Annotated in this window: 14 protein-coding genes and 1 other annotated feature; of the genes, 4 read left to right on the plus strand and 10 right to left on the minus strand. The window is 54.7% G+C overall.

The genetic code is table 11. The features are described 5' to 3' along the window. Position 1: 1 nt before the first annotated feature. Positions 2 to 3,292, plus strand: coding sequence for a GT99 family glycosyltransferase N-terminal domain-containing protein (locus ACMYSN_RS23650; RefSeq protein ID WP_462496377.1), 3,291 nt, complete (start codon positions 2 to 4; stop codon positions 3,290 to 3,292). A 104-nt stretch (positions 3,293 to 3,396) separates the two neighbouring features. On the opposite strand, the gene hisIE is transcribed toward ACMYSN_RS23650, so the two are convergent. The 9 genes from hisIE to hisL form a co-directional block, all read right to left on the minus strand. Next, complete coding sequence (gene hisIE / locus ACMYSN_RS23655; protein WP_462496378.1) at positions 3,397 to 3,996, minus strand: bifunctional phosphoribosyl-AMP cyclohydrolase/phosphoribosyl-ATP diphosphatase; 600 nt, start codon at positions 3,994 to 3,996, stop codon at positions 3,397 to 3,399. Continuing rightward, the gene (gene hisF / locus ACMYSN_RS23660; RefSeq protein ID WP_123755029.1) at positions 3,990 to 4,766 is read right to left on the minus strand and encodes an imidazole glycerol phosphate synthase subunit HisF; all 777 of its coding nucleotides are present in this window, start codon (positions 4,764 to 4,766) and stop codon (positions 3,990 to 3,992) included. The genes hisIE and hisF overlap by 7 nt, the downstream gene beginning before the upstream one ends. Further along, positions 4,748 to 5,485 carry a 1-(5-phosphoribosyl)-5-[(5-phosphoribosylamino)methylideneamino] imidazole-4-carboxamide isomerase gene (gene hisA, locus ACMYSN_RS23665; RefSeq protein WP_462496379.1) on the minus strand — a complete coding sequence of 246 codons (738 nt, stop codon included), beginning with the start codon at positions 5,483 to 5,485 and terminating at the stop codon, positions 4,748 to 4,750. Before hisA ends, hisF begins: the two co-directional genes overlap by 19 nt. After that, positions 5,485 to 6,075, minus strand: a complete 591-nt coding sequence (hisH, locus tag ACMYSN_RS23670) for an imidazole glycerol phosphate synthase subunit HisH (protein WP_434669697.1) — start codon at positions 6,073 to 6,075, stop codon at positions 5,485 to 5,487. Before hisH ends, hisA begins: the two co-directional genes overlap by 1 nt. Continuing rightward, entirely contained in the window at positions 6,075 to 7,142 is a 1,068-nt protein-coding gene (gene hisB / locus ACMYSN_RS23675) for a bifunctional histidinol-phosphatase/imidazoleglycerol-phosphate dehydratase HisB (protein WP_123755026.1), read from the minus strand. Before hisB ends, hisH begins: the two co-directional genes overlap by 1 nt. Beyond that, the gene (gene hisC, locus ACMYSN_RS23680) at positions 7,139 to 8,200 is read right to left on the minus strand and encodes a histidinol-phosphate transaminase (protein WP_123755025.1); all 1,062 of its coding nucleotides are present in this window, start codon (positions 8,198 to 8,200) and stop codon (positions 7,139 to 7,141) included. Before hisC ends, hisB begins: the two co-directional genes overlap by 4 nt. Further along, entirely contained in the window at positions 8,197 to 9,501 is a 1,305-nt protein-coding gene (gene hisD, locus ACMYSN_RS23685; RefSeq protein ID WP_462496380.1) for a histidinol dehydrogenase, read from the minus strand. The genes hisC and hisD overlap by 4 nt, the downstream gene beginning before the upstream one ends. 55 nt (positions 9,502 to 9,556) lie before the next feature. Next, positions 9,557 to 10,456, minus strand: a complete 900-nt coding sequence (gene hisG / locus ACMYSN_RS23690) for an ATP phosphoribosyltransferase (protein ID WP_123755023.1) — start codon at positions 10,454 to 10,456, stop codon at positions 9,557 to 9,559. A 46-nt stretch (positions 10,457 to 10,502) separates the two neighbouring features. Beyond that, positions 10,503 to 10,625: a sequence feature (His leader region), on the minus strand. Then, entirely contained in the window at positions 10,601 to 10,651 is a 51-nt protein-coding gene (hisL, locus tag ACMYSN_RS23695) for a his operon leader peptide (RefSeq protein ID WP_004899375.1), read from the minus strand. Its footprint overlaps the feature before it by 25 nt. Before the next feature lie 175 nt (positions 10,652 to 10,826). Here hisL and ACMYSN_RS23700 point away from each other — a divergent pair, with 175 nt between their 5' ends. From ACMYSN_RS23700 to ACMYSN_RS23710, 3 genes are all read left to right on the plus strand, one after another. Next, the gene (locus ACMYSN_RS23700; RefSeq protein ID WP_123755022.1) at positions 10,827 to 11,651 is read left to right on the plus strand and encodes an SDR family oxidoreductase; all 825 of its coding nucleotides are present in this window, start codon (positions 10,827 to 10,829) and stop codon (positions 11,649 to 11,651) included. A gap of 36 nt (positions 11,652 to 11,687) precedes the next feature. Then, entirely contained in the window at positions 11,688 to 12,578 is an 891-nt protein-coding gene (locus tag ACMYSN_RS23705) for a LysR family transcriptional regulator (protein ID WP_462496381.1), read from the plus strand. 288 nt (positions 12,579 to 12,866) lie between these two features. After that, positions 12,867 to 14,225: an APC family permease gene (locus ACMYSN_RS23710; RefSeq protein WP_462496382.1), complete on the plus strand. Its 1,359-nt coding sequence runs from the start codon at positions 12,867 to 12,869 to the stop codon at positions 14,223 to 14,225. 101 nt (positions 14,226 to 14,326) lie between these two features. Here ACMYSN_RS23710 and ACMYSN_RS23715 read toward each other — a convergent pair whose 3' ends face one another. Further along, positions 14,327 to 14,629 carry an ArsR/SmtB family transcription factor gene (locus ACMYSN_RS23715; protein ID WP_123755019.1) on the minus strand — a complete coding sequence of 101 codons (303 nt, stop codon included), beginning with the start codon at positions 14,627 to 14,629 and terminating at the stop codon, positions 14,327 to 14,329. Positions 14,630 to 14,654 lie beyond the last annotated feature (25 nt).

Raw genomic sequence — 14,654 nt, forward strand, 5'->3', positions numbered from 1 at the left:
TATGCTGGCAGTATTTTTACCTCCCTATCCATTCAGGGGGCTTAAAGCCCCTTACTTGTGGCTGTTTTTCAAATATCTGCACTGTGCGACAGATAAAATTCTGTTTATCACGGGTGATGAATATTTAGATATTATCGATGATGAAACGCAGCACGGACGCTGGGAATTTGACCCGGCGTCGATGGCGTCACTTGGGTATTCATTGCCCAATGATGTGACCATCGGGCGTCATGAGTACCTACACCTCGATAATGGTTTATACGAGACGTTACTCGCTCGTCACCATAATGACCCCATTAAATCGTTCTCGACATTCCTGACCGAGCGAATTCCTGCGCTGGAAACGGAGCTACATACTTTGCTGGACAGCAAAGTTGATCAGATTGATGCCTTTATCTCTATTTGTAACTGTCCTTCCCTGGAACATATTGCCCAGACGCTGGGTAAAGAGGTTATGCATGTAGAGATTGGCCCACTGCGTGCGCCGATGTACCGTAATACGGCTTATCTGGACTTTAGTGGCGTAAATGGTGGGACCGAGGCTCGTGCGCGGTATGAGCAATGTCAGCGTGATTTTGATATCAAAGCCTCGCTGGATGATTTGCACCACTATTTCCTTGAGGTTGTCTCACCCTCTGACACTGCCACCCCTTCTGCTGCAGGTGTGGTTCTGCAGGTTGAAGATGACTCCAATCTCATCGCCTATAGTAATGATTTTACGAATATTTCACTGATTTCGTATGTTCGTCAGCATCATGAGAAAGACGATATTCTGGTGCGTGCGCATCCGGGGAGTTTGTTCCGCTTAAGGGATGATGCCTTTACGATTGATGACTCAGCTAACAGTCTTGCTTTCATTCATAAGTGCGAAGAGGTCTTCACTATTAACTCAAGCGTTGGTCTTGAGGCTATATTAACCGGAAAGAAAACAACGGTTTTAGGTGACAGTTCTTACTCTTTTATCAATGAATTAGATGCTTCTGACAGAGTCAACGCCGCCGCATTCTATTTGTTCTCGTACCTCGTTCCCTTTGAACTGGTATTTAATCAGGATTACCTTGACTTCAGATTGCGCCATCCTGAAGAGCTGGAAATCGTCTGTAAGCATCTTGAATTTTACTCAGTTGATATGCCTGGTCGCCTGCCAGAGAAGGCGTATACACTGTCAGCATTGATAAATGAAGCCATTTCCCAAGACAAAGCTATGCGAAAGATTTTAGAAAACACTCAGCAAGAACATAATAAACAACTTGATTTATTAAACACCCAAATTGATTTATTAAATAGCCAACTCGTTGCTGATGTGTCCGAACGCGAAAAGCTCGCTGCTACCCTCACGCAGATACAGGAAAAGGCTGAGAGTCAGGTTGAGGTTGCGGAGCAGGCGAAAGCCGGACTGCAGTCTGTAGTCGAAACGAAGCAGGAAGAAATTAACCGCATGCGTAACAGCCTGTCATGGAAACTGACTATGCCGGTGCGTATGTCGGGCAGAATTTGCCGCGGTGAATTTTCTACGATCAAAGCAATGACCCGGCAATATGTTCACTCGGGTAACGGGGCGTTATCACGTTTCCTGCTCTCCGGTGGCCTCCTGTCGAAATCGAAGTATAAAACCGCATTACGCCTCATTATGTCCGGTAACTGGAAAGGGGCAGCGGACGGTTTTAAACGTGTGCTCAACCGCGCAGCGACCGATTCCGCTCCGGCTGCGGCATTTCTTAATAACGGCGATGTATGTATTCTCGCAACGCAGCACACATTGTTTGTTGCGCATCTCATCGAGAAGAGTTTGCTTGAGAATGGCCTTACGGCGCAGGTCAGCACGTCATACGTTGCGGAACATGACAATGGTCAGTTACATATCGTCGTCTGTCCGCAGATGTTTACGCAACTGCCTCAGCACTATATTGCATTCCAGATGGAGCAATCGGTCAACTCAAGATGGTTTACCGAGGAGTATTTTGCCCGCTTAAATAACGCGGTCGCGATATTTGATTACTCGCTGAAAAATATCGAATACCTTCTACAGCAGGGCATTCCCTATCAGAAGCTGTTCTATATGCCGATTTCCAGCTATGCCGATTATCCTGCTTATCTCACGCAGATCGGCTATGACCTGAGCGAGCACAAAGGCGATAAAGCCGCCGACGTTTTATTCTACGGCGATCCCAATTGCGAACGCCGTAAGGCCTATCTGCAGGAGCTGAAGAAGCATTTCAACGTGACCATTGCGTCTGAAGTGTTTGGCGATCGACTGACCAAAATGGTCAAGGATGCGCGGGTTGTTATCAACATCCATTATTATGAGGATGCGCTGCTGGAGACAACGCGTTTGTATGAAACGCTGTCATTAGGTACGCCGATCGTCAGTGAAAGCAGTGCGGATATAGAAGAGCATCAGGATCTGCAGGGCGTGATTGATTTCTGTCCGGTGGGGGATATTCAGGCGATGGTAGAGAAGCTGCAGGCGCTGCTGTCTGATGAGCAACACTACCAAGAGAAGCGGGCTGAAATTGCGCGCTTTACCGCAGAAGACAAGAAAAATAACGTCTACCTGAAGCGTTATCTGTTGTCGATTGATAAGCTCACGTTCCCGCAGTATGAAAGCAGTTACGTCTTTGATGATGTTCAGGAAAACGATATCCCACGTCTGTGCTTATCTCTGTCTGAAACGCCCGTACGCAGAAAAGCCTTCTTTAAGAGTCCTTCGCATGGGTTCCGTTTCTTTGACGGCATTCGTTACCGCATTGGATGGATTGGCTGCGGGATGAGCTATAAATATATGCTTTCCGGTATGTTAACCAGCAAGGCGAAAATGGGTATTATCTGTGAAGATGACGTCATTTTCCCGCTTGATTACGACCAGAAGCTTAATAAGATTATCGACCATCTGCAGACTACCGAGATCAAATGGCATATTTTTGCCGGCATCATCGCCCATCTTCATGACGAGACTAAAGTCATTGATGTCAGGGAGATCGACGGTATCGAATATGTGTATATCGATAAAATGACCAGCATGGTGATGAACATCTATTCCCGTAGCGGAATGGCGTTGATTTCTCAGTGGGATGAAAAAAACATTGATGCTGAAACCAATACCATCGACCGCTACGTTGAATCGGCAGAAGATCTGGTGGTTGTGACGACGGTTCCATTCCTGGTGGGGTATGCTGAGGAGCAGCAGTCCACGCTGTGGGGCTTTGAAAACTCGCAATATACGTCGTTAATTAAGGCCAGCGAAGAACTGTTGGCGAAAAAGGTCGCCGAGTTTAAACGCAACCGCGAATGAATATTGCTCTAAGGTAGGGTAAAGCAAAAGGCCGGTAGTTGAACGAACTCCTTTATCAGGATTGTTCAACTACCGGCCTTTTTTATGCCTTTAATCCGTCGTATTTACTGATGACGGCTTTTTAAGTTGGCAATAATGTCTTCCAGAGAGAGGCCCTGATCCTGCAGCAGCACCAGCAGGTGATACATCAGATCCGATGCTTCGTTCTTCAGCTCAAACTGGTCGTGCACCGTTGCCGCCAGCGCGGTTTCCACGCCTTCTTCCCCGACTTTTTGTGCAATACGCTTGGTGCCGCTGGCGTACAGCTTAGCGGTATACGAACTTTCCGGGTCAGCATGTTTACGCTCGGCCAGTAGCTGCTCGAGTTGGTACAGGAACAGCCACTGGTGTCCGGCTTCGCCGAAGCAGCTTGAGGTTCCTTTATGGCAGGTCGGGCCGATTGGGTTCACCAGCACCAGCAGGGTATCGTTGTCGCAATCCGGCGTAATGCTCACCACGTTCAGAAAGTTGCCGGAGGTTTCCCCTTTGGTCCACAGACGCTGCTTAGTCCGCGACCAGAAGGTGACTTTCCCGCTCTCTTCGGTCTGCGCCAGCGCGTCCTGATTCATGTAGCCCAGCATCAGCACCTCGCCGGAGATGGCGTGTTGCACGATGACCGGCATCATACCGTCGGTTTTTTCCCAGTCCAGCTGTTCACTTAACATACCCTAATCTCCACGCCCTGTGCTGCCAGGTACGTTTTCAGTTCACCAATATTAATAATCTGTTTGTGGAACACCGAAGCTGCCAGCGCACCATCGACGTTGGCATCGCGGAACGCTTCGAAGAAGTGTTCCATGGTGCCCGCACCGCCAGAGGCGATCAGCGGCACGCGGCAGACGGCGCGCACTTTCTTCAGTTGCTCAAGATCGTAACCGTTGCGCACGCCATCCTGATTCATCATGTTGAGCACGATCTCGCCGGCGCCGCGCTTCTGCACTTCCTGCACCCAGTCGAGGGTTTCCCACTGGGTGACCCGGGTACGGCTCTCGTCGCCGGTATACTGATTGACGTGATACTTGCCGCTCTCGGCATCAAACCAGGTATCGATACCCACCACAATACACTGCACGCCAAAGCGGTCGGCGAGGCGGGTAATCAGCGTTGGGTCAGCCAGCGCCGGGGAGTTAATCGAAATCTTATCCGCGCCGAAGGAGAGGATCTGCGCCGCCTCTTCCAGCGACTTAATCCCGCCGGCGACACAGAAAGGAATATCGATCACTTCTGCGACTCGTGATACCCAGCTTTTATCGACCACCCGGCCATCGCTGGAGGCGGTGATATCGTAGAACACCAGCTCATCGGCGCCTTCGTCGGCATAGCGTTTCGCCAGCGGGACGATATCGCCAATGATTTCATGATTACGGAACTGCACGCCTTTCACTACCTGGCCATCGCGAACGTCGAGGCAGGGGATTATCCGTTTTGCCAGCATTGAATGGCCTCCGTTACGTTGAATTTCTCTTCCAGCAGCGCACGACCGACAATCACGCCGCGCACGCCGGTTCCGCGCAGCGCGGCAATATCATTCAGATCGCCGATGCCGCCGGAGGACTGGAATGCCACCTGCGGGTAGCGGGCGCACACTTCTTCATACAGCGAGACGTTCGACCCGGCGAGGGTTCCGTCGCGAGAAATATCGGTACACAGGACGTGCTGCAAACCGACCGGCAGATAGCTTTCCACTAACTCTTCCAGGGTTACGCCGGAGTTTTCCTGCCAGCCGCTCACGGCCACCTGTTTATTGCCCTGATCATCGATACGCACGTCCAGCGCCAGTACCAGATGCTGCGGACCAAAACGCTTGAACCAAGCTTTGACGATTTCCGGGGATTTCACCGCGGTTGAACCGACCACCACGCGCGCGACGCCAGCATCCAGCAGGGCGGCGACGTCTTCTTCCGTGCGCACGCCGCCACCGACCTGTACCGGCACATCAACGCCGGCCACTAACGTTTTCAGCAGGGCGATCTGGCGTTTCTGCGGGTCTTTTGCGCCGGTTAAATCCACCAGATGCAGAACTTCAGCACCCTGCGCGGCGTAGGATTGCAGGCGCGGCAGCGGATCGTTGCCGTAGTCGCGCTGCTGGCCGTAATCGCCTTGATGGAGACGGACGACGGTGCCGTCAATTAAATCTAAAGCCGGGATTATCATCACATCTCCAGGAAGTTTTTCAGCAGCTGCGCACCGGCGCTGCCCGAGCGTTCCGGGTGGAACTGGACGCCAAAAAAGTTATCTTGCTGCACCGCAGCGGTGAACGGTTCGCCGTAGTTGCATTGCGCGATGGTGTAAGGATTCACCGGCATCGCGTAGCTGTGGACGAAATAAAAATACGCGCCGTCATCGATGCCGCGGAACAGACGATTTCCCGCCTTCGGATAGACACGGTTCCAGCCCATATGCGGCAGCGGCAGGCCGTGGTCGGTCATTTTCGGCACGTCTTCTTCGATGATGCCCAGCAGATCGACGCCATTGCTCTCTTCGCTGCGGCGCCCCAGCAACTGCATGCCGAGGCAAATGCCGAGCACCGGCTGGGTGCAGGCTTTTACCAGCTCAATCAGCTCGCGCTCGCGCAGCTGGTCCATCGCCGCTTGCGCGGTGCCAACGCCGGGTAAAAACAGCTTATCGGCACGCAGCACCACATCCGGATCGCGGCTGACCGCTGGCTCATAGCCGTGGCGTCCGATCGCTGACTTAACCGAATTGAGGTTGGCGCAGCCGGTATCGAGGATCACCACGTTCATCACAGCACTCCTTTCGAAGAGGGGAGCGTATCGCCCTGAACGCGAATCGCCTGACGCAGGGTACGGCCAAAGGCTTTAAACAGGCTTTCGACGCGATGATGGTCGTTCTTGCCCTTGGTTTTCAGGTGCAGGGTCACCGCCATGGTGTAGGAGAGCGAGCGGAAGAAGTGTTCAACCATCTCGGTGCTCAGATCGCCGACGCGCTGATAGGCAAAGTCGGCTTTATATTCCAGGTGCGGGCGTCCGGAAATATCCAGCGCACAGCGGGCCAGACATTCGTCCATCGGCAGCACGAAACCAAAACGGTTAATTCCGCGCTTATCGCCCAGCGCCAGCTTCAACGCTTCGCCCAGCGCCAGGCCGGTATCTTCTACGGTGTGGTGATCGTCAATGTAGAGATCGCCGCCGACGTTAATCTCCAGGCGGAAACCGCCGTGGGTAGCAATTTGATCGAGCATATGATCGAAGAAACCGACGCCGGTGTGGATTTTGCTGCCGCCTTCGCGATCCAGCCAGACTTTCACATCCACCTGAGTCTCTTTGGTGACACGCTCCACGTGAGCATAGCGATCGCGGCGGGTCAGCTGCTCGCAGATCGTCGGCCAGTTCAGCGTCTCGCGGTCATAGCGCAGGCCGGTGATGCCCATGTTGTCGGCCAGCGTAATGTCGGTGGCGCGGTCGCCGATGACGAAGCTGTGGCTTTTATCCATCACGCCATCTTCCAGCCACGGCAGAACCAGCTGGGTTTTAGGTTTGCGGCACTCGCAGTTATCGGACGGCAGATGCGGGCAGATCAGCACTTCATCAAATTCGACGCCCTGAGAAGCAAAGATCTGCATCATCAGGTTGTGCGGGCCGTCAAACTCAGCCTGCGGCAGGCTGTCGGTCCCCAGGCCATCCTGATTGGTGATCATCACCAGTTTGTAACCTTCCTGCTGGAGTTTCAGCAGAACAGGGATCACCTGCGGCTCAAAGGCCAGTTTTTCAAAGCGGTCTACCTGAAAATCAACCGGTGGTTCGGAAATCAGCGTACCGTCACGGTCAATAAAGAGAAACTTCTGGGTCATACATTCTCCGCAGTCAAAGCGTCAATCACGCGCTGGCTCTCAGCACGGGTACCGATAGTGATACGCAAGCAGCCGCTTAATGAAGGTTGTTTATTTTGGTCTCGTAAGATAATGCCCTGATCCCACAAAGATTTAAATACCGCGCTGGAGGCTTTAAAACGCACGAGAATATAGTTGGTCTCGGCGCCGAAGACCTGCTCCACGCAGGGAATGCCGCTCAGCTGGCTAATCAGGTACTCGCGTTCGGCAACAATCTGCGCCACGCGGGCGCGCATCGCGGCAATACCCTGTTCGCTAAGCGCCTGGGCGGCAATGTCGGCCACCGGCGTCGAGAGCGGGTAGGGCGCGATGACTTTCATCAGCAACCCAATCACGTCGGTATTCGCCAGGGTAAAGCCGCAGCGCAGGCCGGCAAGGGCAAACGCTTTTGATAATGTGCGCAACACCACCAGGTGTGGATAGTCGCTCAGCCAGCCGGCAAGCGTCGCCTGCGGGCAAAACTCAATATAGGCTTCATCGGCAACCACGATTGCTTTCCCGCGGGTCATCTCCAGCAGGGCCCGCAGATCGTCGGGATTGATAATCTGCCCGGTTGGGTTGTTGGGGCTGCAGACAAAGACCAGCTTCACGCCGTCGAGGCTGGCGGCGATGCCTGGCAGATCGAGCTGCCAGTCGGCCAGGGTCGGGACCGTACGGCAGGTCACGCCGATGGTCTCGGCGCTGACGCTGTACATGCCGTAGGTCGGCGGGCAGTAGAGTACCGCATCTTGTCCCGGCTCGCAGAACGCGCGGATCAGCAGTTCGATGCTCTCATCGGCACCGCGGCTTACCAGCACCTGCTCCGGCTTCAACCCGGCATAGCGTGCGTAGTTCTCAATTACCGCCTTCGGCTGCGGTTCCGGATAGCGGTTCAGGGTCTGCTCGGTCAACTGAAATTCGACCGGTGTCGGGAATTCGTTGGCGTTCAGCCAGACGTCGCCGTTACCGCCCAGGCGGCGAGCAGATTGATACGGCGTCAACGCACGGATATTGGCGCGGGCTAACTCTTCAATGCTCATGCTTGCTCCTTAAGGGCTGCGACGCGCAGCGTAACGGCGTTTTTGTGGGCGGTAAGACGTTCGGCGGCGGCCAGAATCTCAATGGTCGAGGCGAGAGCGGCAAAGCCATCGCGCGACAGCTCCTGCACGGTCATGCGCTTTTGGAAATCCGCCAGTCCGAGGCTGGAACAGGTGGCGGTGTAGCCATAGGTCGGCAGCACGTGGTTGGTCCCGGAGGCGTAATCGCCGGCGGATTCCGGAGACCAGTCGCCGAGGAACACTGAACCGGCGCTGGTGATATCGTCAACCAGATCGCGGGCCTGGCGGGTCTGAATAATCAGGTGCTCCGGTCCGTACTGATTGGAAATCTCCACGCACTGCGCCAGGTCGCGGGCAACGATAATCCGACTGGCGGAGAGCGCTTCGCGAGCGGTGTCGGCGCGCGGCAGTTCAGCCAGCTGGCGCTCAACGGCGAGGGCGACGCGTTCACCCATCGCGGCATCCGGCGTCAGCAGGATAACCTGCGAATCCGGGCCGTGCTCCGCCTGAGAAAGCAGGTCAGAGGCGACGAAATCCGGCGTCGCGCCACTATCGGCAATCACCAGCACTTCAGAAGGACCGGCGGGCATGTCGATGGCCGCACCGTCCAGACGCTGGCTGACCTGGCGCTTGGCTTCGGTGACGAAGGCGTTGCCTGGGCCAAAGATTTTATCGACTTTGGCGACTGACTCGGTACCAAACGCCAGCGCGGCGATGGCCTGCGCGCCGCCGACGTTAAAGATATTACGTACCCCGCAGAGCTGGGCGGCATAAAGAATTTCATCGGCAATCGGCGGCGGTGAGCACAGCACCACCTGCTGACATCCGGCAATACGTGCCGGGGTTGCCAGCATCAGTACCGTCGAAAACAGCGGCGCCGAGCCGCCGGGAATATATAACCCCACGGATGCGATAGGGCGGGTTACCTGCTGGCAGCGCACCCCCGGCAGGGTTTCTACATCGACGCCCGGCAGCTGTTGCGCGTTGTGGAAGGTCTCGATATTGCGTACCGCGACCGCCATGGCCTGCTTAAGCTCATCGCTCAGGCGCGCGCCGGCGGCAGCAATCTCTTCTTCAGTGACTTTCAGTGCTTTGACGTCGGTCTTATCAAACTTTGCGCTGTATTCGCGCAGCGCGGCATCGCCATTCTCTTTGACGTTGGCGAGGATCTCCGACACCGTCTTGCTGATGCTGTCGGAAGCGGAAATGGCCGGGCGCATTAAGAGTTGTTGCTGTTGTGCTGCGCTACAGCTGTTCCAGTCGATAATTGTGTTGAAGCTCATGGTCGTTTCCCCTGTCTACTTTCTGAGACAGGCCCGGAGGCCTGTTCCGCCTGGATTACTCCATCATCTTCTCAATAGGCAGTACCAGAATGGAGCTGGCACCCAGCGCTTTCAGTTTTTCCATGGTTTCCCAGAACAGCGTTTCGCTGCTGACCATGTGCATCGCCACGCGCTGCTTATCACCTGCCAGCGGCAGAATGGTCGGACGTTCGGCGCCCGGCAGCAGGGCCACAACTTCTTCCAGACGCTCGGTTGGCGCGTGCATCATGATGTATTTCGATTCACGAGCCTGAATCACGCCCTGAATACGGGTCAGCAGACGGTCGATCAGCTGCTGTTTGGCCTCGGCCATTTCGCCATCGCGTTGAATCAGGCAGGCTTTGGAACGGAACATCACTTCCACTTCGCGCAGGCCGTTCGCTTCGAGGGTCGCGCCGGTGGAGACCAGGTCACAAATCGCATCGGCCAGACCGGCACGTGGGGCAACTTCTACAGAGCCGTTCAGCAGGCAGGATTTAAAGGAGATGCCTTTTTGATCGAGGTAGCGCTTCAGCAGGTGCGGGTAAGAGGTGGCAATACGTTTGCCGTCCAGCGCCGCCGGGCCGTTCCAGCTTTCATCTGCCGGAGTCGCCAGCGACAGGCGGCAGCCGCCGAAATCTAAACGACGCAGGGTGAAATAGCGCGGATCTTCGCCCTGAGCGCGACGGCTCAGCAGCTCTTCTTCCAGCACGTTCTCGCCGATGATGCCCAGATCGACCACGCCATCCATAATCAGGCCCGGGATATCGTCATCACGCACTCGCAGAATGTCGATTGGCATATTTTCCGCCAGCGCAATCAGGCGCTGGGTGTGCAAATTCACTTTAATGCCACAACGGCTCAGTAATTCGCGTGAATCTTCACTCAGGCGGCCTGATTTTTGAATAGCTATGCGTAAACGGCTGTTGTCTAACATTCTTGTTTCCTCTTAATTCCTGTCTGAATCTGTCCGAATTTGGTTCAAAAAAAAGCCCCCGGAAGTGAATCTTCCGGGGGCTCATTTCGCGCTCATGCACCGCTGGAAGATCTAAATGTCTTCCAGCACACATCGCCTGAAAGACTAGTCAGGATGATGGTGATGATGGTGATGTTTAAATTGAACGCGGTTCATAAAATTCTCTTTGAATGACTATGCATTTGATGTCTTTTAACCTAAACCACTTCAAGCGCAGAAAGCAAGGGCTTTTTACTATCATTAATTCATTTCATATTCACTGAAGAAATTGTCAGTTGCGGTTGGCTGGCGTAGCCTTATATCAGCACAGCGAAAGAGTCAGGAGCCAGGTATGAAAAAGGTCGCAATTGTCGGTTTAGGATGGCTGGGCATGCCGCTTGCTTTGTCATTGAATGCACGCGGATGGCAGGTCACCGGCAGCAAAACCACCCGGGATGGCGTGGAGGCGGCGAGGATGTGCGGTATTGATAGCTATCCGCTACGCCTGGAGCCGCAGCTGGTCTGCGATGCCGATGATTTGGATGCGTTGATGAAAGTCGATGCGTTGGTGATTACGTTACCGGCGCGTCGTAGCGGGCCGGGTGAAGAGTTTTATTTGCAGGCGGTCCAGGAGATTGTCGATACGGCGCTGGCCTACCATATTCCGCGCATCGTATTTACCAGCTCCACCTCCGTTTATGGCAATGCCAGCGGGACGCTAAAAGAGAATTCACCGCGCGACCCGCAGACCGCTAGCGGCCGGGTGTTGAAAGAGCTGGAAGACTGGCTGCACAATCTGCCGGGAACGTCGGTGGATATTTTGCGTCTGGCGGGGCTGGTGGGGCCATCCCGTCATCCCGGACGCTTCTTTGCCGGAAAATCGGCACCGGACGGCCAGCATGGCGTGAACCTCGTGCATTTGCAGGATGTCGTTTCCGCCATCGAACTGCTGTTGCAGGCCCCGAAGGGCGGACGCATCTATAATATATGTGCGCCCAAACATCCGGCGCGTGGCGTGTTCTACCCGCAAATGGCGCGTGAACTGGGGCTGGAGGCACCGGTATTTGCCGACAACCCGAATAGCGGGCCGGGTAAGATCATCGATGGCAACCGAATTTGCTACGAACTGGGGTTTGAGTATCAGTACCCCGACCCGCTGGTGATGCCGATGGAGTAATGCGCTAGCGGTAATCGCGTACCTGAGGGGGCGGCGATGAAACCACTGCTGGATGTCCTCGTTATTCTTGATGCTCTGGATAAAGAGGGGAGCTTTGCTGCGGCGTCGGCAAAGCTCTACAAAACCCCCTCTGCGCTGAGCTACACCATTCACAAGCTGGAAAGCGATCTGAATATTCAGCTGCTTGACCGCAGCGGCCATCGGGCGCGTTTTACGCCAACCGGGCAGATGCTGCTGGAGAAAGGGCGCGAGGTGTTGCATACCGCCCGTGAACTGGAAAAACAGGCAATTAAATTGCATCAGGGGTGGGAAAATACCCTGGTGCTGGCCGTGGATACGGCGTTCCCTTTCTTTTTACTGGCGCCGATGGTGAGCCAGTTCTATCAGCAACATACCCTTGCACAGATGCGATTCCTTCGAGAAGCGTCCTCCCATGGCTGGGATGCGCTGGTTGAGGGGCGGGCGGATATGGTGCTGGGTGTGGTCAGCGATCCTCCAGCGATTGGTGGCTACGGCTTCAGCCTGCTGGGCGAACTGGCGTATGGGCTTGTTGTTGCCCCGCAGCATCCGCTTGCCGCACTCACCGCGCCGCTGAGCTGGCGGATATTGAAGCGCCATCGGGCGATTGCAATCGATGGACAGTGGCCGCCGGTTGATGACCAGGACTGTCTGGTGGCCTATGACTATCCGGGGCTACTGATGCTGATCGCCGCCGGGCTGGGATGGGGGTACGTGCCGCAGTATCTGGTGCGTGCTCAACTGGAGAGTGGCGAGCTGGTAGAGAAGGCTGTCGCCTCCCATTTTCCGTCGCATCGGGCATGGTTGGGCTGGAACGACCAGGGGAGCGGGCGTTCTTGCGACTGGTGGCGCCGCGAAATTTTAGCAAATAATGCTATCCATACAATCTATCATACTAAAAATGTATGAATATTAAGCTGTTAAATTATTGTAGTGACAATTTGGCTTTTCAACATCTTGTCATCAGACCAGAAAATGTTGCAAAATACGCGGCCTGAAAAATGGAATTTAGCCGACGCTTTTTGAAGTGTCGGTTATTTTTTTGCTTTCAAGGCACATCATTCAATACAAGAGGCCGGGCTTCGTACCGGATAGATATTTACTAAAAACCGACAGTCGTTGTCGCTGAGGAATACACTGAAATGGGGCAATTTTTTGCTTACGCGATGGCATTCGCCGTGAAAGGGGATAACCACCATGTCGCATAACGCTACTCCAAAAACCTCTCGCGTGGAATTACGTAAGACGCTTACGTTGATTCCGGTTGTAATGATGGGCCTGGCCTATATGCAGCCGATGACGCTGTTCGATACGTTTGGTATCGTCTCTGGATTGACCGACGGTCACGTCGCGACGGCCTACGCCTTCGCACTGATCGCGATTCTCTTTACGGCACTGAGCTACGGTAAACTGGTTCGTCGTTTCCCGTCAGCAGGTTCCGCTTATACCTACGCCCAGAAATCCATCAGCCCGACCGTAGGCTTTATGGTTGGCTGGTCATCGCTGCTGGACTACCTGTTCATGCCGATGATCAACATCCTGCTGGCGAAAATTTACTTTGAAGCGCTGATGCCTTCCGTGCCGTCATGGATTTTCGTGGTCGCACTGGTCGGTTTCATGACCGTCTCTAACCTGCGCAGCATCAAGGCTGTGGCGAACTTCAACACCCTGATTGTGGTTCTGCAGATGGGTATTGTGGCGGTGATTGTCGGCCTGATCATCTACGGTGTGATGCACGGTGAAGGTGCCGGCACGCTGACCAGCACCCGTCCGTTCTGGTCCGAAGGGGCCCACGTGGTGCCGATGATTACCGGGGCGACTATTCTGTGCTTCTCGTTCCTCGGCTTTGACGGCATCTCTTCGCTGTCCGAAGAGACCAAAGATGCAGAGCGCGTGATCCCGAAGGCTATCTTCCTGACTGCGCTGATTGGCGGCATGATCTTTATCGGTGCCTCTTACTTCCTGCAGCTGTACTTCCCGGACATCTCGCGCTTTAAAGATCCGGATGCGTCACAGCCTGAAATCATGCTGTACGTAGCGGGCAAAACCTTCCAGTGGGGCGTGCTGATTTTCTCCAGCGTGACCGTTCTGGCTTCCGGTATGGCCGCACATGCGGGTGTTTCTCGCCTGATGTACGTGATGGGCCGCGACGGCGTGTTCCCGACCAGCTTCTTCGGCTATATTCACCCGAAATGGCGTACTCCGGCGTTTAACGTGCTGCTGGTTGGCGCGATTGCACTGCTGGCGATTAAATTCGACCTGGTGACCGCAACGGCGCTGATTAACTTTGGTGCGCTGGTGGCGTTTACCTTCGTTAACCTGTCGGTGATTTCGCAGTTCTGGATCCGTGAGAAGCGTAACAAGACGCTGAAAGACCACTTCAACTACCTGGTGCTGCCGTCCTGTGGTGCACTGACCGTCGGCGCGCTGTGGGTTAACCTGGAGCAGAGCTCTATGGTTCTGGGTCTGATTTGGGGTACCATTGGCCTGGTATACCTGGCCTGCGTGACCAAGCGTTTCCGCAACCCGGTTCCGCAGTACGAAGACGTGGCGTAAATACACGTTGTGATAAAAAAGCCGGGGGGAGACCTCCGGCTTTTTTGTTTTTGTCGCACGGTGTGACCCGCAACCTACCTGAATCACATCTCTTTTTCGGCCTAAGCCATCACCTTGAGCAGCGCATCCAGTAGCCCGGGAAAGCGGGCATCAAGATCGTCTCTGCGCAACGAAATCATGTTCTCGCGTCCCTGGGGGCGCTGCCAGATCACGCCGCTATCGCGCAGGACGCGCCAGTGGTGAGTCATCGTGGATTTAGCAATATCTTCAGGGCGCAGGGCGTTACAGCTCTGCTCATTGCCGTCAGCCAGGATGCGAATAATCTCCAGACGCATCGGGTTTCCAAGGGCAAAAAGAACATTTTCCAGGCGGATTTGTTCACGTTCGGGATGATTGGCGATCATAATATTCCTGTGTCGGCGGTTGCTC

Origin of the sequence: Klebsiella sp. R445 (assembly GCF_051131755.1) — a bacterium.
Classification (GTDB): domain Bacteria; phylum Pseudomonadota; class Gammaproteobacteria; order Enterobacterales; family Enterobacteriaceae; genus Klebsiella; species Klebsiella lignicola.

What these genes read in the sequence shown, in the direction of transcription:
- ACMYSN_RS23650 (WP_462496377.1), top strand. Translation starts at nt 2, where the DNA reads ATGCTGGCAGTATTTTTACCTCCCTATCCATTCAGGGGGCTTAAAGCC.
- hisIE (WP_462496378.1), bottom strand. Translation starts at nt 3,996, where the DNA reads ATGTTAAGTGAACAGCTGGACTGGGAAAAAACCGACGGTATGATGCCG.
- hisF (WP_123755029.1), bottom strand. Translation starts at nt 4,766, where the DNA reads ATGCTGGCAAAACGGATAATCCCCTGCCTCGACGTTCGCGATGGCCAG.
- hisA (WP_462496379.1), bottom strand. Translation starts at nt 5,485, where the DNA reads ATGATAATCCCGGCTTTAGATTTAATTGACGGCACCGTCGTCCGTCTC.
- hisH (WP_434669697.1), bottom strand. Translation starts at nt 6,075, where the DNA reads ATGAACGTGGTGATCCTCGATACCGGCTGCGCCAACCTCAATTCGGTT.
- hisB (WP_123755026.1), bottom strand. Translation starts at nt 7,142, where the DNA reads ATGACCCAGAAGTTTCTCTTTATTGACCGTGACGGTACGCTGATTTCC.
- hisC (WP_123755025.1), bottom strand. Translation starts at nt 8,200, where the DNA reads ATGAGCATTGAAGAGTTAGCCCGCGCCAATATCCGTGCGTTGACGCCG.
- hisD (WP_462496380.1), bottom strand. Translation starts at nt 9,501, where the DNA reads ATGAGCTTCAACACAATTATCGACTGGAACAGCTGTAGCGCAGCACAA.
- hisG (WP_123755023.1), bottom strand. Translation starts at nt 10,456, where the DNA reads ATGTTAGACAACAGCCGTTTACGCATAGCTATTCAAAAATCAGGCCGC.
- ACMYSN_RS23700 (WP_123755022.1), top strand. Translation starts at nt 10,827, where the DNA reads ATGAAAAAGGTCGCAATTGTCGGTTTAGGATGGCTGGGCATGCCGCTT.
- ACMYSN_RS23705 (WP_462496381.1), top strand. Translation starts at nt 11,688, where the DNA reads ATGAAACCACTGCTGGATGTCCTCGTTATTCTTGATGCTCTGGATAAA.
- ACMYSN_RS23710 (WP_462496382.1), top strand. Translation starts at nt 12,867, where the DNA reads ATGTCGCATAACGCTACTCCAAAAACCTCTCGCGTGGAATTACGTAAG.
- ACMYSN_RS23715 (WP_123755019.1), bottom strand. Translation starts at nt 14,629, where the DNA reads ATGATCGCCAATCATCCCGAACGTGAACAAATCCGCCTGGAAAATGTT.